General features: G+C 64.1%; 14 protein-coding genes and 1 tRNA gene. 7 read left to right on the top strand and 8 right to left on the bottom strand.

Annotation, left to right across the window (positions count from 1 at the left end; translation table 11 throughout):
- Positions 1 to 113: 113 nt before the first annotated feature.
- Positions 114 to 1,907: an acyl-CoA dehydrogenase gene (locus ABUA28_RS08895; RefSeq protein WP_349903689.1), complete on the top strand. Its 1,794-nt coding sequence runs from the start codon at positions 114 to 116 to the stop codon at positions 1,905 to 1,907.
- A gap of 40 nt (positions 1,908 to 1,947) precedes the next feature.
- On the opposite strand, the gene ABUA28_RS08890 is transcribed toward ABUA28_RS08895, so the two are convergent.
- Complete coding sequence (locus tag ABUA28_RS08890) at positions 1,948 to 2,439, bottom strand: FBP domain-containing protein (protein WP_349903688.1); 492 nt, start codon at positions 2,437 to 2,439, stop codon at positions 1,948 to 1,950.
- Between the two features lie 182 nt (positions 2,440 to 2,621).
- Complete coding sequence (locus ABUA28_RS08885) at positions 2,622 to 3,098, bottom strand: MarR family winged helix-turn-helix transcriptional regulator (protein WP_349903687.1); 477 nt, start codon at positions 3,096 to 3,098, stop codon at positions 2,622 to 2,624.
- A 127-nt stretch (positions 3,099 to 3,225) separates the two neighbouring features.
- Between ABUA28_RS08885 and ABUA28_RS08880 the strand changes: the two genes are divergently transcribed.
- Together ABUA28_RS08880 and ABUA28_RS08875 are read left to right on the top strand one after the other, a co-directional pair.
- Positions 3,226 to 4,056, top strand: a complete 831-nt coding sequence (locus ABUA28_RS08880) for an NmrA family NAD(P)-binding protein (protein ID WP_349903686.1) — start codon at positions 3,226 to 3,228, stop codon at positions 4,054 to 4,056.
- 44 nt (positions 4,057 to 4,100) lie between these two features.
- Positions 4,101 to 5,204 (top strand): alkene reductase, encoded by a 1,104-nt coding sequence (locus tag ABUA28_RS08875; protein ID WP_349903685.1) that lies wholly within the window; start codon positions 4,101 to 4,103, stop codon positions 5,202 to 5,204.
- Position 5,205: 1 nt separating this feature from the next.
- On the opposite strand, the gene ABUA28_RS08870 is transcribed toward ABUA28_RS08875, so the two are convergent.
- The 4 genes from ABUA28_RS08870 to ABUA28_RS08855 all read right to left on the bottom strand — a co-directional run bounded on the left by ABUA28_RS08870 (position 5,206) and on the right by ABUA28_RS08855 (position 9,424).
- Positions 5,206 to 6,186, bottom strand: a complete 981-nt coding sequence (locus ABUA28_RS08870) for an SLAC1 family transporter (RefSeq protein WP_349903684.1) — start codon at positions 6,184 to 6,186, stop codon at positions 5,206 to 5,208.
- 98 nt (positions 6,187 to 6,284) lie between these two features.
- A complete protein-coding gene (locus tag ABUA28_RS08865; RefSeq protein ID WP_349903683.1) occupies positions 6,285 to 7,979 on the bottom strand; it encodes an ABC1 kinase family protein in 1,695 nt (564 codons plus the stop codon).
- A 37-nt stretch (positions 7,980 to 8,016) separates the two neighbouring features.
- On the bottom strand, positions 8,017 to 8,586 hold the full coding sequence (locus tag ABUA28_RS08860) for a PadR family transcriptional regulator (protein WP_349903682.1): 570 nt from the start codon (positions 8,584 to 8,586) through the stop codon (positions 8,017 to 8,019).
- 109 nt (positions 8,587 to 8,695) lie between these two features.
- A complete protein-coding gene (locus ABUA28_RS08855; RefSeq protein WP_349903681.1) occupies positions 8,696 to 9,424 on the bottom strand; it encodes a TetR/AcrR family transcriptional regulator in 729 nt (242 codons plus the stop codon).
- 95 nt (positions 9,425 to 9,519) lie between these two features.
- Between ABUA28_RS08855 and ABUA28_RS08850 the strand changes: the two genes are divergently transcribed.
- The 3 genes from ABUA28_RS08850 (at position 9,520) to ABUA28_RS08840 (ending at position 13,081) form a co-directional block, all read left to right on the top strand.
- On the top strand, positions 9,520 to 11,025 hold the full coding sequence (locus tag ABUA28_RS08850; protein WP_349903680.1) for an MFS transporter: 1,506 nt from the start codon (positions 9,520 to 9,522) through the stop codon (positions 11,023 to 11,025).
- A gap of 186 nt (positions 11,026 to 11,211) precedes the next feature.
- On the top strand, positions 11,212 to 11,787 hold the full coding sequence (locus ABUA28_RS08845) for a hypothetical protein (RefSeq protein WP_349903679.1): 576 nt from the start codon (positions 11,212 to 11,214) through the stop codon (positions 11,785 to 11,787).
- A gap of 85 nt (positions 11,788 to 11,872) precedes the next feature.
- Positions 11,873 to 13,081: a DNA cytosine methyltransferase gene (locus tag ABUA28_RS08840; RefSeq protein WP_349903678.1), complete on the top strand. Its 1,209-nt coding sequence runs from the start codon at positions 11,873 to 11,875 to the stop codon at positions 13,079 to 13,081.
- A gap of 10 nt (positions 13,082 to 13,091) precedes the next feature.
- Here the strand turns inward: ABUA28_RS08840 and ABUA28_RS08835 are convergent, their stop codons facing one another.
- Positions 13,092 to 13,979: a NotI family restriction endonuclease gene (locus ABUA28_RS08835; protein ID WP_349903677.1), complete on the bottom strand. Its 888-nt coding sequence runs from the start codon at positions 13,977 to 13,979 to the stop codon at positions 13,092 to 13,094.
- Positions 13,980 to 14,339: 360 nt separating this feature from the next.
- Positions 14,340 to 14,410 (bottom strand) — tRNA-Gly (locus tag ABUA28_RS08830).
- 91 nt (positions 14,411 to 14,501) lie between these two features.
- Between ABUA28_RS08830 and dcd the strand changes: the two genes are divergently transcribed.
- On the top strand, positions 14,502 to 15,101 hold the full coding sequence (gene dcd / locus ABUA28_RS08825; RefSeq protein ID WP_349903676.1) for a dCTP deaminase: 600 nt from the start codon (positions 14,502 to 14,504) through the stop codon (positions 15,099 to 15,101).
- The last annotated feature ends 126 nt before the right edge of the window (positions 15,102 to 15,227 follow it).

Raw genomic sequence — 15,227 nt, 5'->3', positions numbered from 1 at the left:
ACACAACGCCGTTTCTCGGCGCATCCACCGCAGAATTGTGCGGAATCGGCACAATTCTGGGCAGATGCCGGAGTGGCTCGGAAGCGTCAGCGGCTCGGGCTACGCTGGCCAGCATGAGTCAGTATCGTCCACAAGTTTCCGACATCGCCTTCACCCTCGAGCACGTCGTGGGGTATCCGGATATCGCCGGGCTCCCCGGATTCGAGCACGCCGATCTGGAGACCGCTGTCGACCTGCTCGACCAGTGCGGCGAGTTCATGGCCGAGGTCGTCGCACCGACCGACCGCATTGGTGACCTGCAGGGCGCACGCCGGGAGCCCGACGGTACCGTAACCACCCCAGATGGTTTCAAGGAGGCCTACGCTCAGTACATCGAGGCGGGCTGGGGCGCCGTGCCACTGCCGGAGGAGTTCGGCGGCGGTGGATTCCCCCGCACCGTCGGCCTGGCCATCCAGGAGCTGATGACCTCGGCCAACATGGCGTTCGCGCTCGGCCCGCTGCTCACTCAGGGCGCGATCGAGGCGCTCCTCAACTACGGCAGCGAGGAGCTCAAGCAGACCTACCTGCCCAAGATGGTCAGTGGTGAGTGGAGCGGCACCATGAACCTCACCGAGCCGCAGGCCGGATCGGATGTCGGTGCCCTGACCACGCGTGCCACCAAGAACGACGACGGCACCTATGCCATCACCGGCCAGAAGATCTTCATCACCTACGGTGACCACGACATGACCAAGCAGGTCGTCCACCTCGTGCTGGCGCGTACGCCCGGCGCTCCAGAGGGCACGAAGGGCATCTCCTGCTTCATCGTGCCGAAGTTCCTCGTGAACGACGACGGCTCACTGGGCGAGCGCAACGGCGTCGAGGCGCTGTCCCTGGAGCACAAGCTCGGCATCCACGGTTCGCCCACCTGCGTCATGTCATACGAGGGTGCGACCGGCTACCTCATCGGCGAAGAGAACATCGGCATGCGCATCATGTTCGTCATGATGAACAGCGCGCGCCTCTCGGTGGGCATGCAGGGCCTGGCGGTGGGGGAGCGAGCGTACCAGCAGTCGCTCGATTACGCGCAGGACCGCATCCAGGGTCGGGCGATCGGCGCGACCACGGACTCGGCGATCATCGACTTCCCGGATGTGCGCCGCATGCTCCTGACGCAGAAGACCTACCTCGCGGCTCTCCGCCGACTCATGCTGCTCAACGCCGCCTACGTCGACCACAGCACCAACGAGGCCGACCCGGCCGCCCGTGCCCGCGCGCTCGAGATCGTCGGTCTGCTGACCCCGATCTGCAAGTCGTTCGGCACGGACCTCGGCAACGAGCTCACCTCGCTCGCGCTGCAGATCCACGGCGGCATGGGTTTCATCGAAGAGACCGGCATCGCGCAGCACTACCGCGACGTGCGGATCACGGCGATCTACGAGGGCACCAACGGCATCCAGGCCGCCGACCTGGTGGGCCGCAAGCTCGGTGTGCGCCAGGGAGCATCCGTCATGGAATTCCATGCCACGATGCGCGAGATCCTTCCGGAGCTCGAGGCCGCCGGCGCGGAGTTCGATTCGATCAGGACCGAGCTCGAGCGCCAGTTCGGCGCTCTCGAGAAGGCCACAGGATGGATGCTGCGCACCGGAACGCAGGACCCGAACGCGGTGCTCTCCGGCTCTGTGCCATACCAGCGGATGTGGGGCCTGTGCCTCGGAGGCTGGCTCCTGGCCCGTTCGGCGCTCGCCGGACTCACCGTGGACGACACCGAGCAGGCCGAGACCCAGCTCGTGATGGCGCGCTTCTACGCGGAGCAGTTGCTGCCGGCATCCGCTGGTCTGCTGGGTGCCGCAACCGCGGGCTCACGCGACCTGTTCGCGCTCGACGCCGCCCAGCTCGGCGACCTGGTGCGCCGCAAGGTCAGCTGAGCGTTCCGCACTCTCGTAGCGCGGCATCCGCGGCGGTGGGTTAGCGCCCGTCGCGGATGTCTCGCACGAAGCCCCGCACGTGCTCTCGCAGCACCTCGATGCGGCGCTGGCGTGCCGCCTCGACGTCGAACCCGATGTAGGCGGTGGTCGGTCGCTTGCGCGCATTGGCCGCACACTCGAAGTTCGCGCACACGAGCGTGCCGACGGTGTCGCCGTTTCGGCCCGCCTCGCCGGAGCGCTTCGCGCTGAAGAACACGACGTTGTTGCGCAGCTCGATGTCTTCGCACCAGGAGCACTGCGGCCGGGTGCGCGTTCTGCCGTCGGACTGGCGCAGCAGGATGCCCGTGGCCGCGCCGTCGAGGTCGGCGATCACGTACCCGAGATTGGTGAACTTTCGATCGCGCCAGGCGAGGAAGTCGAGGCTGTCCCAGTCCAGTTCGCCGAGGTTCGGCGGAAGGGAGAGGCTCGCTCGCTCGCGCTGTGACGCGTTGACGAAGGATGCCCGGAGGGTCGTTCCTGTGAGGGGAAGCATGGTGTGTACCTAACTGCGGAAGTGAGAGATGTGGTTCGCGCGAATGTCGCGCGGAGTCATGGCCTGGGTGGCACACGGCCTATCTCGGGTCGGCGAAGAGAACGCCGACGACCTCCAGACGCCCCACGGGCGGAGTACTCAAACCAGGCAGCTGCACGCGTCAACCCTACGCTCGTCGCGCGCTACTTGTCTCCCGTTGCCTCCAGCAGGTTGCGCTCCAGGGTTTCGAGCGCGGCGAGGGTGGAACCCTGCTCGGTGGGGTCGAGCGCCCCGACGGTGAGCCGCTCCAGTTCCTGCCAGATCTTCGTGAGCTCTGAGTGCAGGTGCCTGCTGGCCGGGGTTGCTTCGATCAGGGTCGCGCGAGCATCCGTGGGGTCGGGGCGGCGGCGCACGAAGCCCGCGCGTTCGAGACGTTGGACGGTGCGGGTCATGGTGGCGGCATCCGAGTCGAGCACGCGCACGAGATCCACCTGGCGCTGTTCGCCGTGGTCCCAGAGGTGCATCATCACCAGTTCCTGCCCGACGTAGAGCCCGGTTTCGCGCAGGAGGGAGCCGACGAGCATCTTGTGCAGGCGCGCTACCCGGAAGATGGCGTGGCTGATCGGGCCGCCGGCCGCGGTCGTGGGCTGCTGCACGACCGCGTGTGGATCTGTGGTCATTGTCATCCTCCTCGACGTTTCGCCCAGTCTACGAGATAGCTGATCGAGCAGTAAAAAGTTTGCGCAACCCGGGAATAAAGGACCCTGTGATTTACTTGTTCGAACATGTAATGACGACAAGGAGTTCATGATGAAGGTTTTGGCCACGGGAGCCACCGGCTGGGTTGCCCAGCACGTGGTGTCCGCCCTGGTGGGTGCGGGGCACGATGTGAGGGCCGTCGTGCACGACCCGGCGAAGGCCGGCATTCCGCTCGGCCTCGGCGCGAAGGAGACCGTGCAGGCCGACCTGCGCAATCCGGCCAGCCTCGATGCGGCGCTCGACGGTGTCGACGGCGCGTTCCTGATCACCCCGGCGTTCGCACCGGATGCGACGGAACTCGGCCTCGCGCTGGTCGAGGCGGCGCAGAGGTCTGGCGTGCGCAAGCTCGTCTACTCGGGTGTCTATCATCCGTCTCTCGCGCTCGAGAATCACGCGAGCACCCTTCCGATCGAGGCGGCGCTCTACGCGTCGGACCTCGACTTCACGGTGCTGCAACCCGCCATGTTCCTGCAGGGACTCGACGGCGCGTGGGGGCAGGCGCGCAGCTCCGGTGCGCTCGTGATGCCATGGTCGAAGAGCTCGCGGATGACCTACGTCGACTATCGGGACGTGGCCGAGGTCGCGGCGCTGGCCTTCAGTGACGAGCGGCTCTCCCACGGCACCTTCGAGTTGGCCGCCGGTGGCATGATCGACCGCACCACACTCGCCGAACTCTTCAGCGCGGCATCCGGCATCCCGATCACCGCGCAGGACGTTCCGGCGGGCGCCCTGCCGTCGAGTCTGCCCGCGGGCCTGCGAGCGATGTTCGCGGAGTACGACCGGCACGGATTCCACGGCGGCAACTCCCTCGTGCTCGCCTCGATCCTCGGTCGGGCGCCGCGTTCGCTCGAGGACTACGTCACCGAGCTGGCGCGCTGAGCGCCGTCACACGACCCAACCGCACACACACCAAGGAGAACTGAATGACATCCGACGACCGCACGCTTGACCCGACCGAACTGGAGCCCCTGTGGCGGCCGATCCGAGCGGGTGAGCTCGAGCTGCCCCACCGCCTCGCCATGGCGCCGATGACCCGGTCGCGCGCGTACGACGATGGCACGCCGAACCGGATGGCCGCCGAGTACTACACCCAGCGGGCATCCATGGCGCTCATCATCACCGAGGGAACCCAGCCGTCGGAGGACGGGCAGGGGTACCTGCTCACCCCCGGCATCCACAGCGCCAGCCATATCGAGGGGTGGCGCTCCGTCACCGACGCCGTGCATGAGGCCGGCGGACGCATCGTGATCCAGCTGATGCATGTGGGGCGCGTCTCGCATCCGCAGAACACCCCGCACGGTCGACAGGCTCTTGCACCGTCTGCCATCGCGCCCGCAACCCCGATGTTCACCGCATCCGGAATGCAGGAAATTCCCGCGCCACGGGAGCTGTCGGTGGATGAGGTGCGCGGCATCGTGGAGGAGTTCCGACTCGCCGCCAGGGCCGCGATCGCCGCCGGAGCCGACGGCGTGGAGATCCACTCGGCGAACGGCTACCTGCTGCAGCAGTTCCTCTCGAGCAACGCGAACCAGCGCAGCGACGAATACGGCGGCTCGATCGCGAACCGCATCCGTCTGAGCGTGGAGGTCGCCGCGGCGGTGGCCGAGGAGATCGGGGCCGGGCGCACGGGCATCCGGATCTCCCCCGGCAGCAGCCTCGGGGACATCGTGGAGAACGACGTGCACGAACTGTACGGCGCGCTGGTGTCGGCTCTCGCACCGCTGGACCTCGCCTACCTGCACATCGCCGCGGGCGACGACATGCTGCTGCGTAAGCTGCGCAACCTCTGGCCGAATACGCTGCTGCTCAACCGCGGCGGCAGCAGCATTCAGGCGCGGGTGCACGACATAGAGAGTGGACTCGCGGATGTGGTCACGGTCGGCAGTCGCGTGCTCGCCAACCCGGATCTCGTGGCGCGCCTGAAGTCCGGCGCGCCCCTCAACGAGGCGGACAGGACCACCTTCTACGGCGGCGACGAGCACGGTTACCTCGACTACCCGACGCTGGAGCTCGCGCCGATCGAATAGGTCAGAGGTGCACGGGCGAGGCCGACTCGCGAGCTCGCCTTCGCGCCTGCCAGGCCGAACGCATGGCGATCCATCCGATCCACAGAGTGACAGCGATCAGGATGAGCCAACTCCACGCGGCCCAGCCTGCCGGTTGCGTGACCCAGAGCCAGTGGATGCCATAGGTCGCGGGGGCCGCTGCGGAGAAGGTGAACGACCAGTAGCCGATCCCGAACGGCACCCGGGCATAACGCGGGACGAGGAACAGCTGGCCGAGCAGCAGGAAGAGCATCAGTCCCAGCAGGATCTGGTGGATCGGGTCGATACTCTCGCCGTTGATCGCGAACCAGGCGATACCGGCGACGCTCGGAGGTACCGAGAAGATGGCGAGCGTGGGAACGAGTGCGGGCGGAAGGGATTGCGCGGCGGCGAGGCGGGCCACGACCACGGCCGCCAGAACGGCCCAGAAGAAGATCCCTATGCCAAATGCGATCAGCGCGAGGGCGTGCGCGCCCACTTCGGCCAGGCCGATCGCGCCGATGAGACCGCCTGCGAGGACCGAAAGAAAGTTACCGGGATGGAAGATGTGTGCGTCGATTGCGCCGGTCATCCATCCGGAGAGAAGCCAGGCGCTGAGGATGCCGATGGTGATCACGCCGACGGTCACCAGTCCTGTGGCCACCACGGGCCACAGGTGGGCCATCGATCCACCGATCAGGATGGCGACAACGGGTGCGAGCGAGGCGAACGGTCCGAGAAACGGATGCTTCAAGTCGGCCAGTAGCGTGCCCGATGTCTTCCTGGCTCGCCGGAAATACACGACGAGCACCGTCAACCAGGAGAGCGCAGCGATGGCCCAGAGCCCCAAACCGATCGTCGGCGATACGGTCAGAGCCTGCGCTGCAATGGTCCAGGTGCCCGCGATCCCGCACAGGCCGAACGGGATGGCAAGGAAGTTCAGCGGCAAGCGAGTATCAGGCGACCCCGTGCCGGAGTGGCTCACCGTGGCCTTTCCTCACCGATTACGCGGGCGAGAACCACGACGACCTCCTGAACCGAATTGCGTGCACTTTACACAATACGGGTAGTGCCACAGTGCAGTCAGTGCGGTCGGTTGCGGCTCATCATTCCCGCGAAGAGCGCGTGCAGGAGGGGGAGTGCCGACACGATCATGAGCACGTTGCCGAGAATGGGATCGCTGGGGCGGAGGAAGATCCCTCCGAGAAGCAGGCCCGCAAAGACGACGGCGGAGACCGCCCGCTGGGCGAGCCGTTCGAGTGCGTGCAGGCGGCGATCGACGCCCGGGATCTCGATCGAGAGCTGCCCTCGCTGCAGCAGCGTGCTGAGCGAGTCGAGCTGCTGGGGCAGTCTGGCGACGAGCGCCGCGGTGGAGAGCAGCTGCCCAGCCACGGCGCGCACGGTGGTGCTGCGCTGCTCGTTGGTCAGTCGCGTCGCGTAGGGCTCGATCGCGGTCCAGATATTGAAGGCCGGGTTGAGTGCGGTGCACACGCCGGAGGTCACGGACACCGCCCGGATGAGCAGCAGGAAGTTCTCGGGAAGCTGGAACGGCATCGAGCGCATGACGTGCCCGAACTTGGTCGCGAAGTCGGTGAATTCGGTGGGGTCGAGCTTCTGGAGCTCGGCGAAGCCCATGCCGCCGAAGCGATCGAACAGTTCGCCCATCGCCCTCTCGAGCGGGGCGCTCTCCGCGGAAGGGAGGAGCACGCCCATGTCCCGGATGCTCGCGACAAGGCCGCGGGCGTCCCGCGCCGCGACGGCGATGATGAGGCGTTGCAGGCCGCTCTTCAACACGTCGGGGACTTCGCCCATCATTCCGAAGTCGACGAAGGTGAGTGCCCAGTCCGGGGTGCCCACCGCGCCCGGTGTCGCGGGCGTGACGAAGATGTTTCCGGGGTGCGGATCGGCGTGGAAGAAGGCGTGCACGAAGAGCTGCTCGAACATCGCGCTGGCCAGCTCGTCCGCGACGGCCGCGGGGTCGATCCCTGCCGCGATCAGGGTGTTCCGGTCGCTGATCTTGATGGCGGTGACATCCGACAGGGTGAGGACTCGGCGCGTGGTGCGTTCCCACGCGACCACGGGTGCGAACACGAGCGGGTTGTCGGCGAAGTTCTCGGAGAAGCGCTCGGCGTTCGCTCCCTCGCCCAGATAGTCGATCTCCTGCAGGCTCGTCGCGGCGAACTCCTGCACGAGCGCGGGCAGGTCCACGCGGCGCGAAATGAACTTCACCCGGTCGAGCCAGCCGGCGATCCTGCGCAGCGCTGCGAGGTCGACCTGGATGATCGTCTCGATGCCCGGTCGCTGCACCTTGACCACGACATCCTCGAAGCCCGTCCATTCCGCGTCGCTCGCGACGAGCTTCGCGCGGTGCACCTGGCCGAGGGATGCAGCGGCCAGCGGCGTCGGGTCGAAGAAAGAGTACGCGCGTGAGAGCGGCACCCCCAGCTCGGCCTCGGCGAGCTCGCGGATCTGCTCGAATTCGACGGCGGGAACCTCGTCCTGGAGCCCTTCGAGCTCGCTCGTGATCTCGGGAGGCAGCACGTCGAGCCGGGACGACATGAACTGGCCGACCTTGATCATGAGGCCGCCCAGGTCGAGCGCAACGGCGTGGAAGTGCACGGCGATGCCGCGTATTCGTGCCGTGCGTCCGCGGTGGGCGATCGCCCCGAGCCCGAGTCGGGGCAGCACGACCGCGAACCACCACTCCTGCGCGATGTAGCGCGCGGCGAAGCGCAGAATCGTGCGGTAGCGGGCGCGCGGATGTCTGACCCTGGTCATCGGGTCTCCGTCACGCCGCGCTCGCTGCGGCCTCGGCTCATTCCTGGGCGAGGATCGCGTAGATCTTGCGCCGCGCTTCGTCGATCACGGCGACGGCCTCGTGCACCTGGTCGACGGTGCCACCGCGTGCCACCTGCACCGCGGCCTGCGCGAGTTTCGCGCCGGCCTTCGGCAGCACGGTCGCGCGGGCGCTGTCGCGCAGCGACGGAGTGTTCCAGGGGGCTGGCTTGCCGACCTTGGCCTCATCCCGTCCGCTGGCCGTGAGTGAGTAGGTCTTCTTGCCATCGGCCTCTGTGGCCTCGACGAGTCCCTCGTCCGCGAGCAGTTGGAGCGTCGGGTACACCGATCCCGCACTGGGCTTCCACGCGCCCTCGCTGCGCTTCTCGATTTCGTGAATGATCTGGTATCCGTGCATCGGCTCGTCGGTGAGAAGGGCGAGGATCGCCGCGCGAACATCGCCGCGTCCCATCCTGGGCGCAATGCGCTTGTCGAACGTCGAGCGCAGGTGTTCGACCGTGTCCCACAGGCCGAAGCCGTGCAGGTCGGGTCCGTGCCCGCTCTGGCGCTGGTGTGATTCTGAGCGGCCGCCGCCGTATGTGCTGGTCATGCTGGTCCTTCCCTCACAGAGTGGGAGTCCACCAAGGGCTCTCGGAGTTCCCTAACGATACATCGTTCAGATGGTGATCGGCCGAGAGTTTCGGCGGCGACGCTGCACGCTACGCCGCAGAGGGATCCACGCCTCGGAGGAGAAGTTCGAGGGTGAAGTCGAAACGTTCGTGCCCCTCCCCGGAGGTCAGTTCGCTCGCGTGCGCGACCGTGTTGGGAAAGCGGTCCGGCGGCAGCATCCTGAACCGTTCGATGAGCTCGGTTCTGTCGAGCACGTGTCCGTCTTCGTCTTCGGTCGGGCTTCGTCTCAGTGACGCCTCGAAGCTGTAGGCGCTCACATAGAGCACGGCGGCGTCGGCAACCCAGGCGGCGGACCGCGGCGGCACCCCGCCCGCCAGCAGTATCGCGAGCATCCCCTCGCTGATCCGCAGGGTGTCGAGACTGCTTGGCATGGCTCCGAGCGCCGCGCGGGAGATGCCCGGATACTGCAGATAGTGGTCGCGCAGCTGGCTGCAGACCTCGATGATCTGCGCCTTCCATCGCGAGGGTTCTGGCGTCGGCAGCGTGACCTTCGAGCTCAGTTCTCCGATCAGCAGGTCGTCGAGCTCCGCCTTGTTGCGCACGTGCGCGTAGAGCGAGGCAGCACCCGTCTGAAGTTCCGTGGCGACGCGGCGCATGGTGAGCGCGTCGAACCCCTCGTTCTTGACCAGCTCGAGCGCGGCCTGCACGATCCGCTCGACCGTGATCGGTGTCTTGCGGGAGCGCGCCGCACTTCGCGGGTCGTCGAGGGCCGCGATCTTCGCCGCCCATTCCTTGCGCGACACATCCCTCTCGGCCATGCCTTCACCCTAACACTTGACACGAACAATGTTTGTATGTAGAACAGTGTTCGTAACACAAACAGTGTTCGTAAATCTCGACGAAGGAGAACGCCATGGCCATTCACTCCACGCAGGGTCACGAGGATCTCGTGACAAGATCCCGTCGCTCGCCCCAGTCGCTGCGACAGGCCTGGGTAGCTCTCGCGGGTCTGTCCGCAGTTTTCCTGTTCGAGATGCTCGACAGCTCTGTTCTCAATGTCGCGCTTCCCACGATCGGTCGGGAGCTACACGCGTCGACCATTGCGCTGCAGTGGGTGACGGGCGCATACGCCGTCGCCTTCGGCGGACTGCTGCTGGTCTTCGGAGCCCTCGCCGATCGCTTCGGCCGGCGCCGGATCATGCTCGCAGGGCTGGTGCTTCTCGCCATCGCGAGCCTCGCGACCGCCTTCGTCGTGACCGCGGATCAGCTCATCGCCGTCCGCGTGACGATGGGAATCGCCGCCGCGATGACGACGCCCGGTTCGATGGCGCTGGCCTTCCGGCTGTTCGAGAGCGACGGCCTGCGCGTGCGGGCGATCACGCTCATGTCGACCGTAGGCCTCGTCGGCCTCGCGGTCGGCCCGCCCCTCGGCGGTCTCGTCCTCGCGATCGCTCCGTGGCAGGCGCTGCTCCTCGTGAACGTACCGATCGCGATCCTCGCCTTCGTCGGCATCCGCGCCGGCGTTCAGGCGGATGTCGCCGCCGACCTCCACAGGGACCCGATCGACGCTGCGGGCGCGGCCCTGGGTGCCGGCACCATCGCGCTCGCACTCGTGCTGCCCACGCTCTTCGTCACCGAGACCGCGGCGTCGTGGATTCCGTGGACGACCGCCGCCGTGGCCATCGCGGCCGCGATCGCATTCGTTCTCCGCGAGCGCTCCGCCCGCTTCCCGCTTCTCGACCTGGCGCTCGTCGCGCGACCGCTGGTCGCGAGCGGCCTCGCCTACAAGGCGGCCGCAGGTCTGGCGGTTGCCGGTCTCGGCTACCTCGTGACCCTGCAACTGCAGCTCGACTGGGGCTGGTCGCCGGCGCTCGCCGCCGTCGGCATGCTGCCGCAGGTCGTCGTGCTGCTCGGAGCCGGTCCGTTCGTCACCCGCTTCGTCGATCAGGTCGGTCTCAACCGGGCGGCCTGGAGCAGCGCAGCGGCGGTCGTCGCCGGCCTCGCCGTCTACGCACTGCTGAGCAATTTCGGATACCTCTGGGTTGCGCTTGCCCTCGTGCTCGTGGCGGCCGGGATGCGCGTGGTCGGTGTCGTCGCGGGAATCAACGTGATCCACGGCCTGCCGAAGAACCGCACCACCATCGGTGCGGCGCTCGTCGACACCGCGACCGTGGCGTCATCCGGCGTCGGCATCGCCCTCACCGGCACGATTCTCGCGGTGCTGTTCACCGGCGACATCACCGCCGCGCACTGGAGCGTCGAGCAAACCCTGCAGTTCCGCGAGACGATCCTGATCGCGGGCCTCGCCCTCACCGCCATCGCGGCGGCCCTCGTCGCCTGGGGCTTCGTGCGGATGCGCCGCGGGGCCGTGGCGGAGGCGAACGTGGCCGGTGACGAGCGCCCAGTCGAAGAGGCCTAACCGCCGGAACGCACGCAACTTCATGGACGCGAACGGCGTGGAAATAGACTAGCTTCCGCATTCCTGAACAGTTACCCTCGATCGCTGCGACACCGCAGCGGTTGATGGTCCTTCCAGTCCTGAGACACACAAAGACACGGATGACTCGAGAACGAAATGGCCATTCTGATATGCCAATATTCGGGCATGGCTTTCCTCGTTCACCTTTATAACTTGCTCAGGATGATTTGTTTACCAAGAAACATCAACGAGATCCCGCGAACTCTCGCAGAGGAACTGCGCGCAGAGGGGGCTGCTACCGAAGTTGCATCACAAGCGCTGAAAGATCGAAATATTCTCTTAGACGCAAGGGCTGGAGCCCGCTGGAGGGTAATCTACGTAATTCTCCTTATCGGACTTTTTATCGGAGCAATTATCTGGCTCATGCCCCAGGTGTTTAATTTCGGAGGTACAGTAGCGGATCGCATTGACGACCTAGGAAACATGACGTCGATACTGTTCCTGTTTCTCGCGGTTGCAGCAAATGGTCTCTTGAACATAGTCGGCAGCTTTCAGCAGTCTGAGCGGCGAATAGCACGAGTTAGCCTGGTCCTCTTCATAGCCCTTGTCTCTATTGCGCTCGCCTGTTTTTCGTCGCTTACGATCAACACGATTGGCGTCGGGGCGTTTGGGTTCTTGCTAACCGTGCTCCTGGATCTTGCGACGCCCAAAAGTCGCGCCATAAAGAAAACGAAAATGCCGGTGGCCCGGTCTAAAGTTTGACTGGCCTTGCGACGCGCATGTGGCCGTGTGCTAGTCAAGTTTCTAGTGACAACGTCCTTAAGGTTGAAGGTATGAGGAGGGGTTTATGAAGTCTGAATTGACCGCCATCGATCTTTTTGCCGGTGCGGGAGGGCTATCTGAAGGGCTTCGCCAGGCGGGATTCTCGAGCCTTTACGCGAATGAAATCGTTCCGACTTATGCGCGGACATACGAGGTTAATCACGGGAACACTGTCGTTGACAGCGAGGACATCCGCACAGTGAATGCAGCGGATGTTCGTAAGCGACTTGGGCTGAAGCGGGGTGAGCTGGATCTAGTCGCGGGGGGGCCTCCGTGCCAGGGGTTCTCTATAAATGCGCCGGTGCGTTCAAATGAAGATCACCGTAATCATCTATTTCGTGAATATCTACGCTTCGTTGAAGAGTTCAATCCACGAGCAGTTCTAATCGAAAATGTCCCGGGGCTTGTGTCGTTCGCAAATGGTGGCACGTTAGAGGCAATTATTGCGTCACTCAAGGCGTTGGGCTACTCCGCTGATGTGCAGATCCTTTATGCGCCGCATTATGGCGTACCACAAACACGTTGGCGAACGATCATCATAGGAATGAAGGACGGGTCCGACCCGCTTCGAGCGTTCCCTGTGGCAGAACGCATGGCCCCTATGCGGATCAACTTCACTTCCAAGTTTGGAGGTCGCGCGATCGTTGCAATGCCACGATCCGTTGAACTCCCGCCACACACAACCGTCGCGGACGCGATAGGAGATCTCCCACCGCTTCTGAACGGGCAAGCGGGCCTCGAGGTAAAGGAGTATTTGACTAGCCCACAAAACTCATATCAGCAGGTGTTGCGGGCCGGATCGGACGGGGTTCGGAATCACGAGGCACCGAAACTAAGTAGCATCAATATGGAACGTCTCAAATACATAAGACCAGGGGGAAATTGGACGGATATCCCGTACGAATTGCTCCCCAAGGGCATGCAGGCCGCTCGCCGCTCTGATCACACGAAACGCTACGGGCGGGTCGCAGCGAACGGACTAGCATCAACAATCCTCACGAAATGTGATCCGCACTGGGGCGCCTATTTCCACTACTCCCAAGATCGCGCCTTCACGATTCGCGAAGCCGCACGTATTCAATCATTCCCCGATTCATTTGTGTTTACAGGCTCGAAAGTAGATCAATACGAGCAGGTGGGGAACGCGGTTCCACCGCTACTTGCCGCAGCAGTTGGGCAATCAATTTCGGCTGCTTTGGGCGTAAGGCGCGCGGCGCTAAAGCGAGTGGTTTGACCGCCGAATATCAGGCATCAAATACCTTTTTAGATCGGGTATCTCGGATAGCGTTCTGAAGGCTGGCTTCGAACGTAGCCTTATTGACCGGCTTCGCAGCTTGTAGGGCGCTGATTGACGGAACCAACTCTGCGAAATATGTGGAATTGACCCGGAGCGTCATGTTTTCGTCAAAGCTAACGACTACCCAGACGATCTCGGCGTTGTCGAAGTCTGTCGTCTGGGTGAGGTTGCCCATCTCGGCGAAGAAAGCGGAGTCGACAACCACGACAACTTTGCGTCCCCAGCGATTCATTACGGGGGCTTTTGCATCCAATTGTGGAGCCAGACGCTTCGCCCCCGAGGACCTAAAATCCGGCCGCCGTCGACCCACGGGAAAGCGAAGCGTTTCTGGGTGATCCTTGTAGGCCTGGATATCAGGCCATATTGCGTCTCCAGAGAAATAGACGCCCTGGGTTTCGATTGCAATCCAGGTCATGTCTTTTGCGGTCAGGTCGCTGTCAGGGGTCGGCACAACGATCCAGTCGATTCGTCCCGCTTTCGCTCCACGTTCTTCGCCGTCAAGAGTTTCTTTCTGGAGGAAGGGAATTTCCTTGATGACTTTTGCTCCTTCAGAAACCCCAAAGAACTCGCGGGCGATGTAGCTGAAGAGTGTCTCGTCGTTCCGGAACTCCAGAAAGCGGTTGGGGCACAAAACTGTCGGTTGAGAATCCACAATGGTTGGCGGGGTCCCGCCGTCATACTGACGGATCGAACACACTCCACCCTTCTTTGTGCAGAGCGAACCCGGGCGCAATTCACTTAAAAATGGGCACTCAGGCTGAGGTGCCACCTTCAAACCGAGTTCATGAGCCGCTAGTGCATGAGTTGCTGAGGCAAGCCGCTCTGCCTCAGTCATGAGAGCAACATCCTTGCCAAACCATTCAGCAATGCCCCAACCAGTCACCGAACACCCCTCGCTTCTACCGCGGTCCACACAACAATGGCAACGATAGATCCATATTGGTCGATTTCTCGCAATTCATGAGCATTGCGCCAAAATCCACTCAAGTGAGGATGCCATCTGCGGCGGGCTCATTACACAGGGCTCAGTCATGCTGACCTGCGTTAGATGCACTGAGTCATGACCGTCAGGCAATGGTCTTGGGTCAAGATGGCAGGCTCCCCGGCAGAACGTGGCCACTAGCCCGAAAAGGAAAAGGCCCAACCCGAGAAACCGCGGGTTCAACCGTTCACAATGTCCCGAGACATCACACGGAGCGAGTGACGGGAATCGAACCCGCACTACCAGCTTGGGAAGCTGGAGTTCTGCCATTGAACTACACTCGCGTGGCCGACATCCGCTCGCTTCGACAAGCTCAGCGCACGTGATGACCAGCAATCGCCAATACTAGCAAGCACGCTCGGCTAGTCTCTTGTCATGCTGCTATCGGATCGGGATATCAAGGCTCAGCTCGACTCTGGACGCATCGGGCTCGACCCGTATGAGCCATCCATGATCCAGCCGTCGAGTATCGACGTGCGGCTCGACCGCTTCTTCCGCCTGTTCGACAATCACAAGTATCCGTTCATCGACCCGGCCGAGGATCAGCCAGAACTCACCAGGCTCGTCGAGGTCGAACCCGAGCAGTCGTTCATCCTTCACCCCGGAGAGTTCGTGCTCGGCTCGACCTACGAGGGCGTGACGCTTCCGGATGACGTGGCCGCCCGCCTCGAAGGCAAGAGTTCCCTGGGGCGGCTGGGCCTGCTCACCCACTCCACCGCCGGATTCGTCGACCCGGGTTTCTCGGGCCACGTCACGCTCGAGCTCAGCAACGTCGCGACCCTGCCGATCAAGCTCTGGCCCGGCATGAAGATCGGGCAGCTCTGCTTCTTCCAACTCTCGTCGCCCGCCGAGAAGCCCTACGGCTCTGCCGAGTACAAGTCGCGCTACCAGAACCAGCGCGGGCCGACGGCGTCGCGCTCGTTCATGAACTTCTCCCGCACCGTGCTCAGCCGCGACGAGAGCCAGCTCGACTGAGACACATTCCCCGGTCTCGATACGGCCGCTCCTTCGTCGCGTAAAACCGACTTCGCAGGCTCAGTCGGCGCTGGCGTGGTGGGCCTCTATGGGCGGAGCCTTTGGCGCGATGCCCGACGACCCGCC

The organism is Parafrigoribacterium humi (genome assembly GCF_040227205.1).
GTDB lineage: Bacteria > Actinomycetota > Actinomycetes > Actinomycetales > Microbacteriaceae > Parafrigoribacterium_A > Parafrigoribacterium_A humi.
The sequence above is the reverse complement of the archived record's forward strand: the minus strand, read 5'-3'. Positions and strand labels throughout refer to the sequence as shown.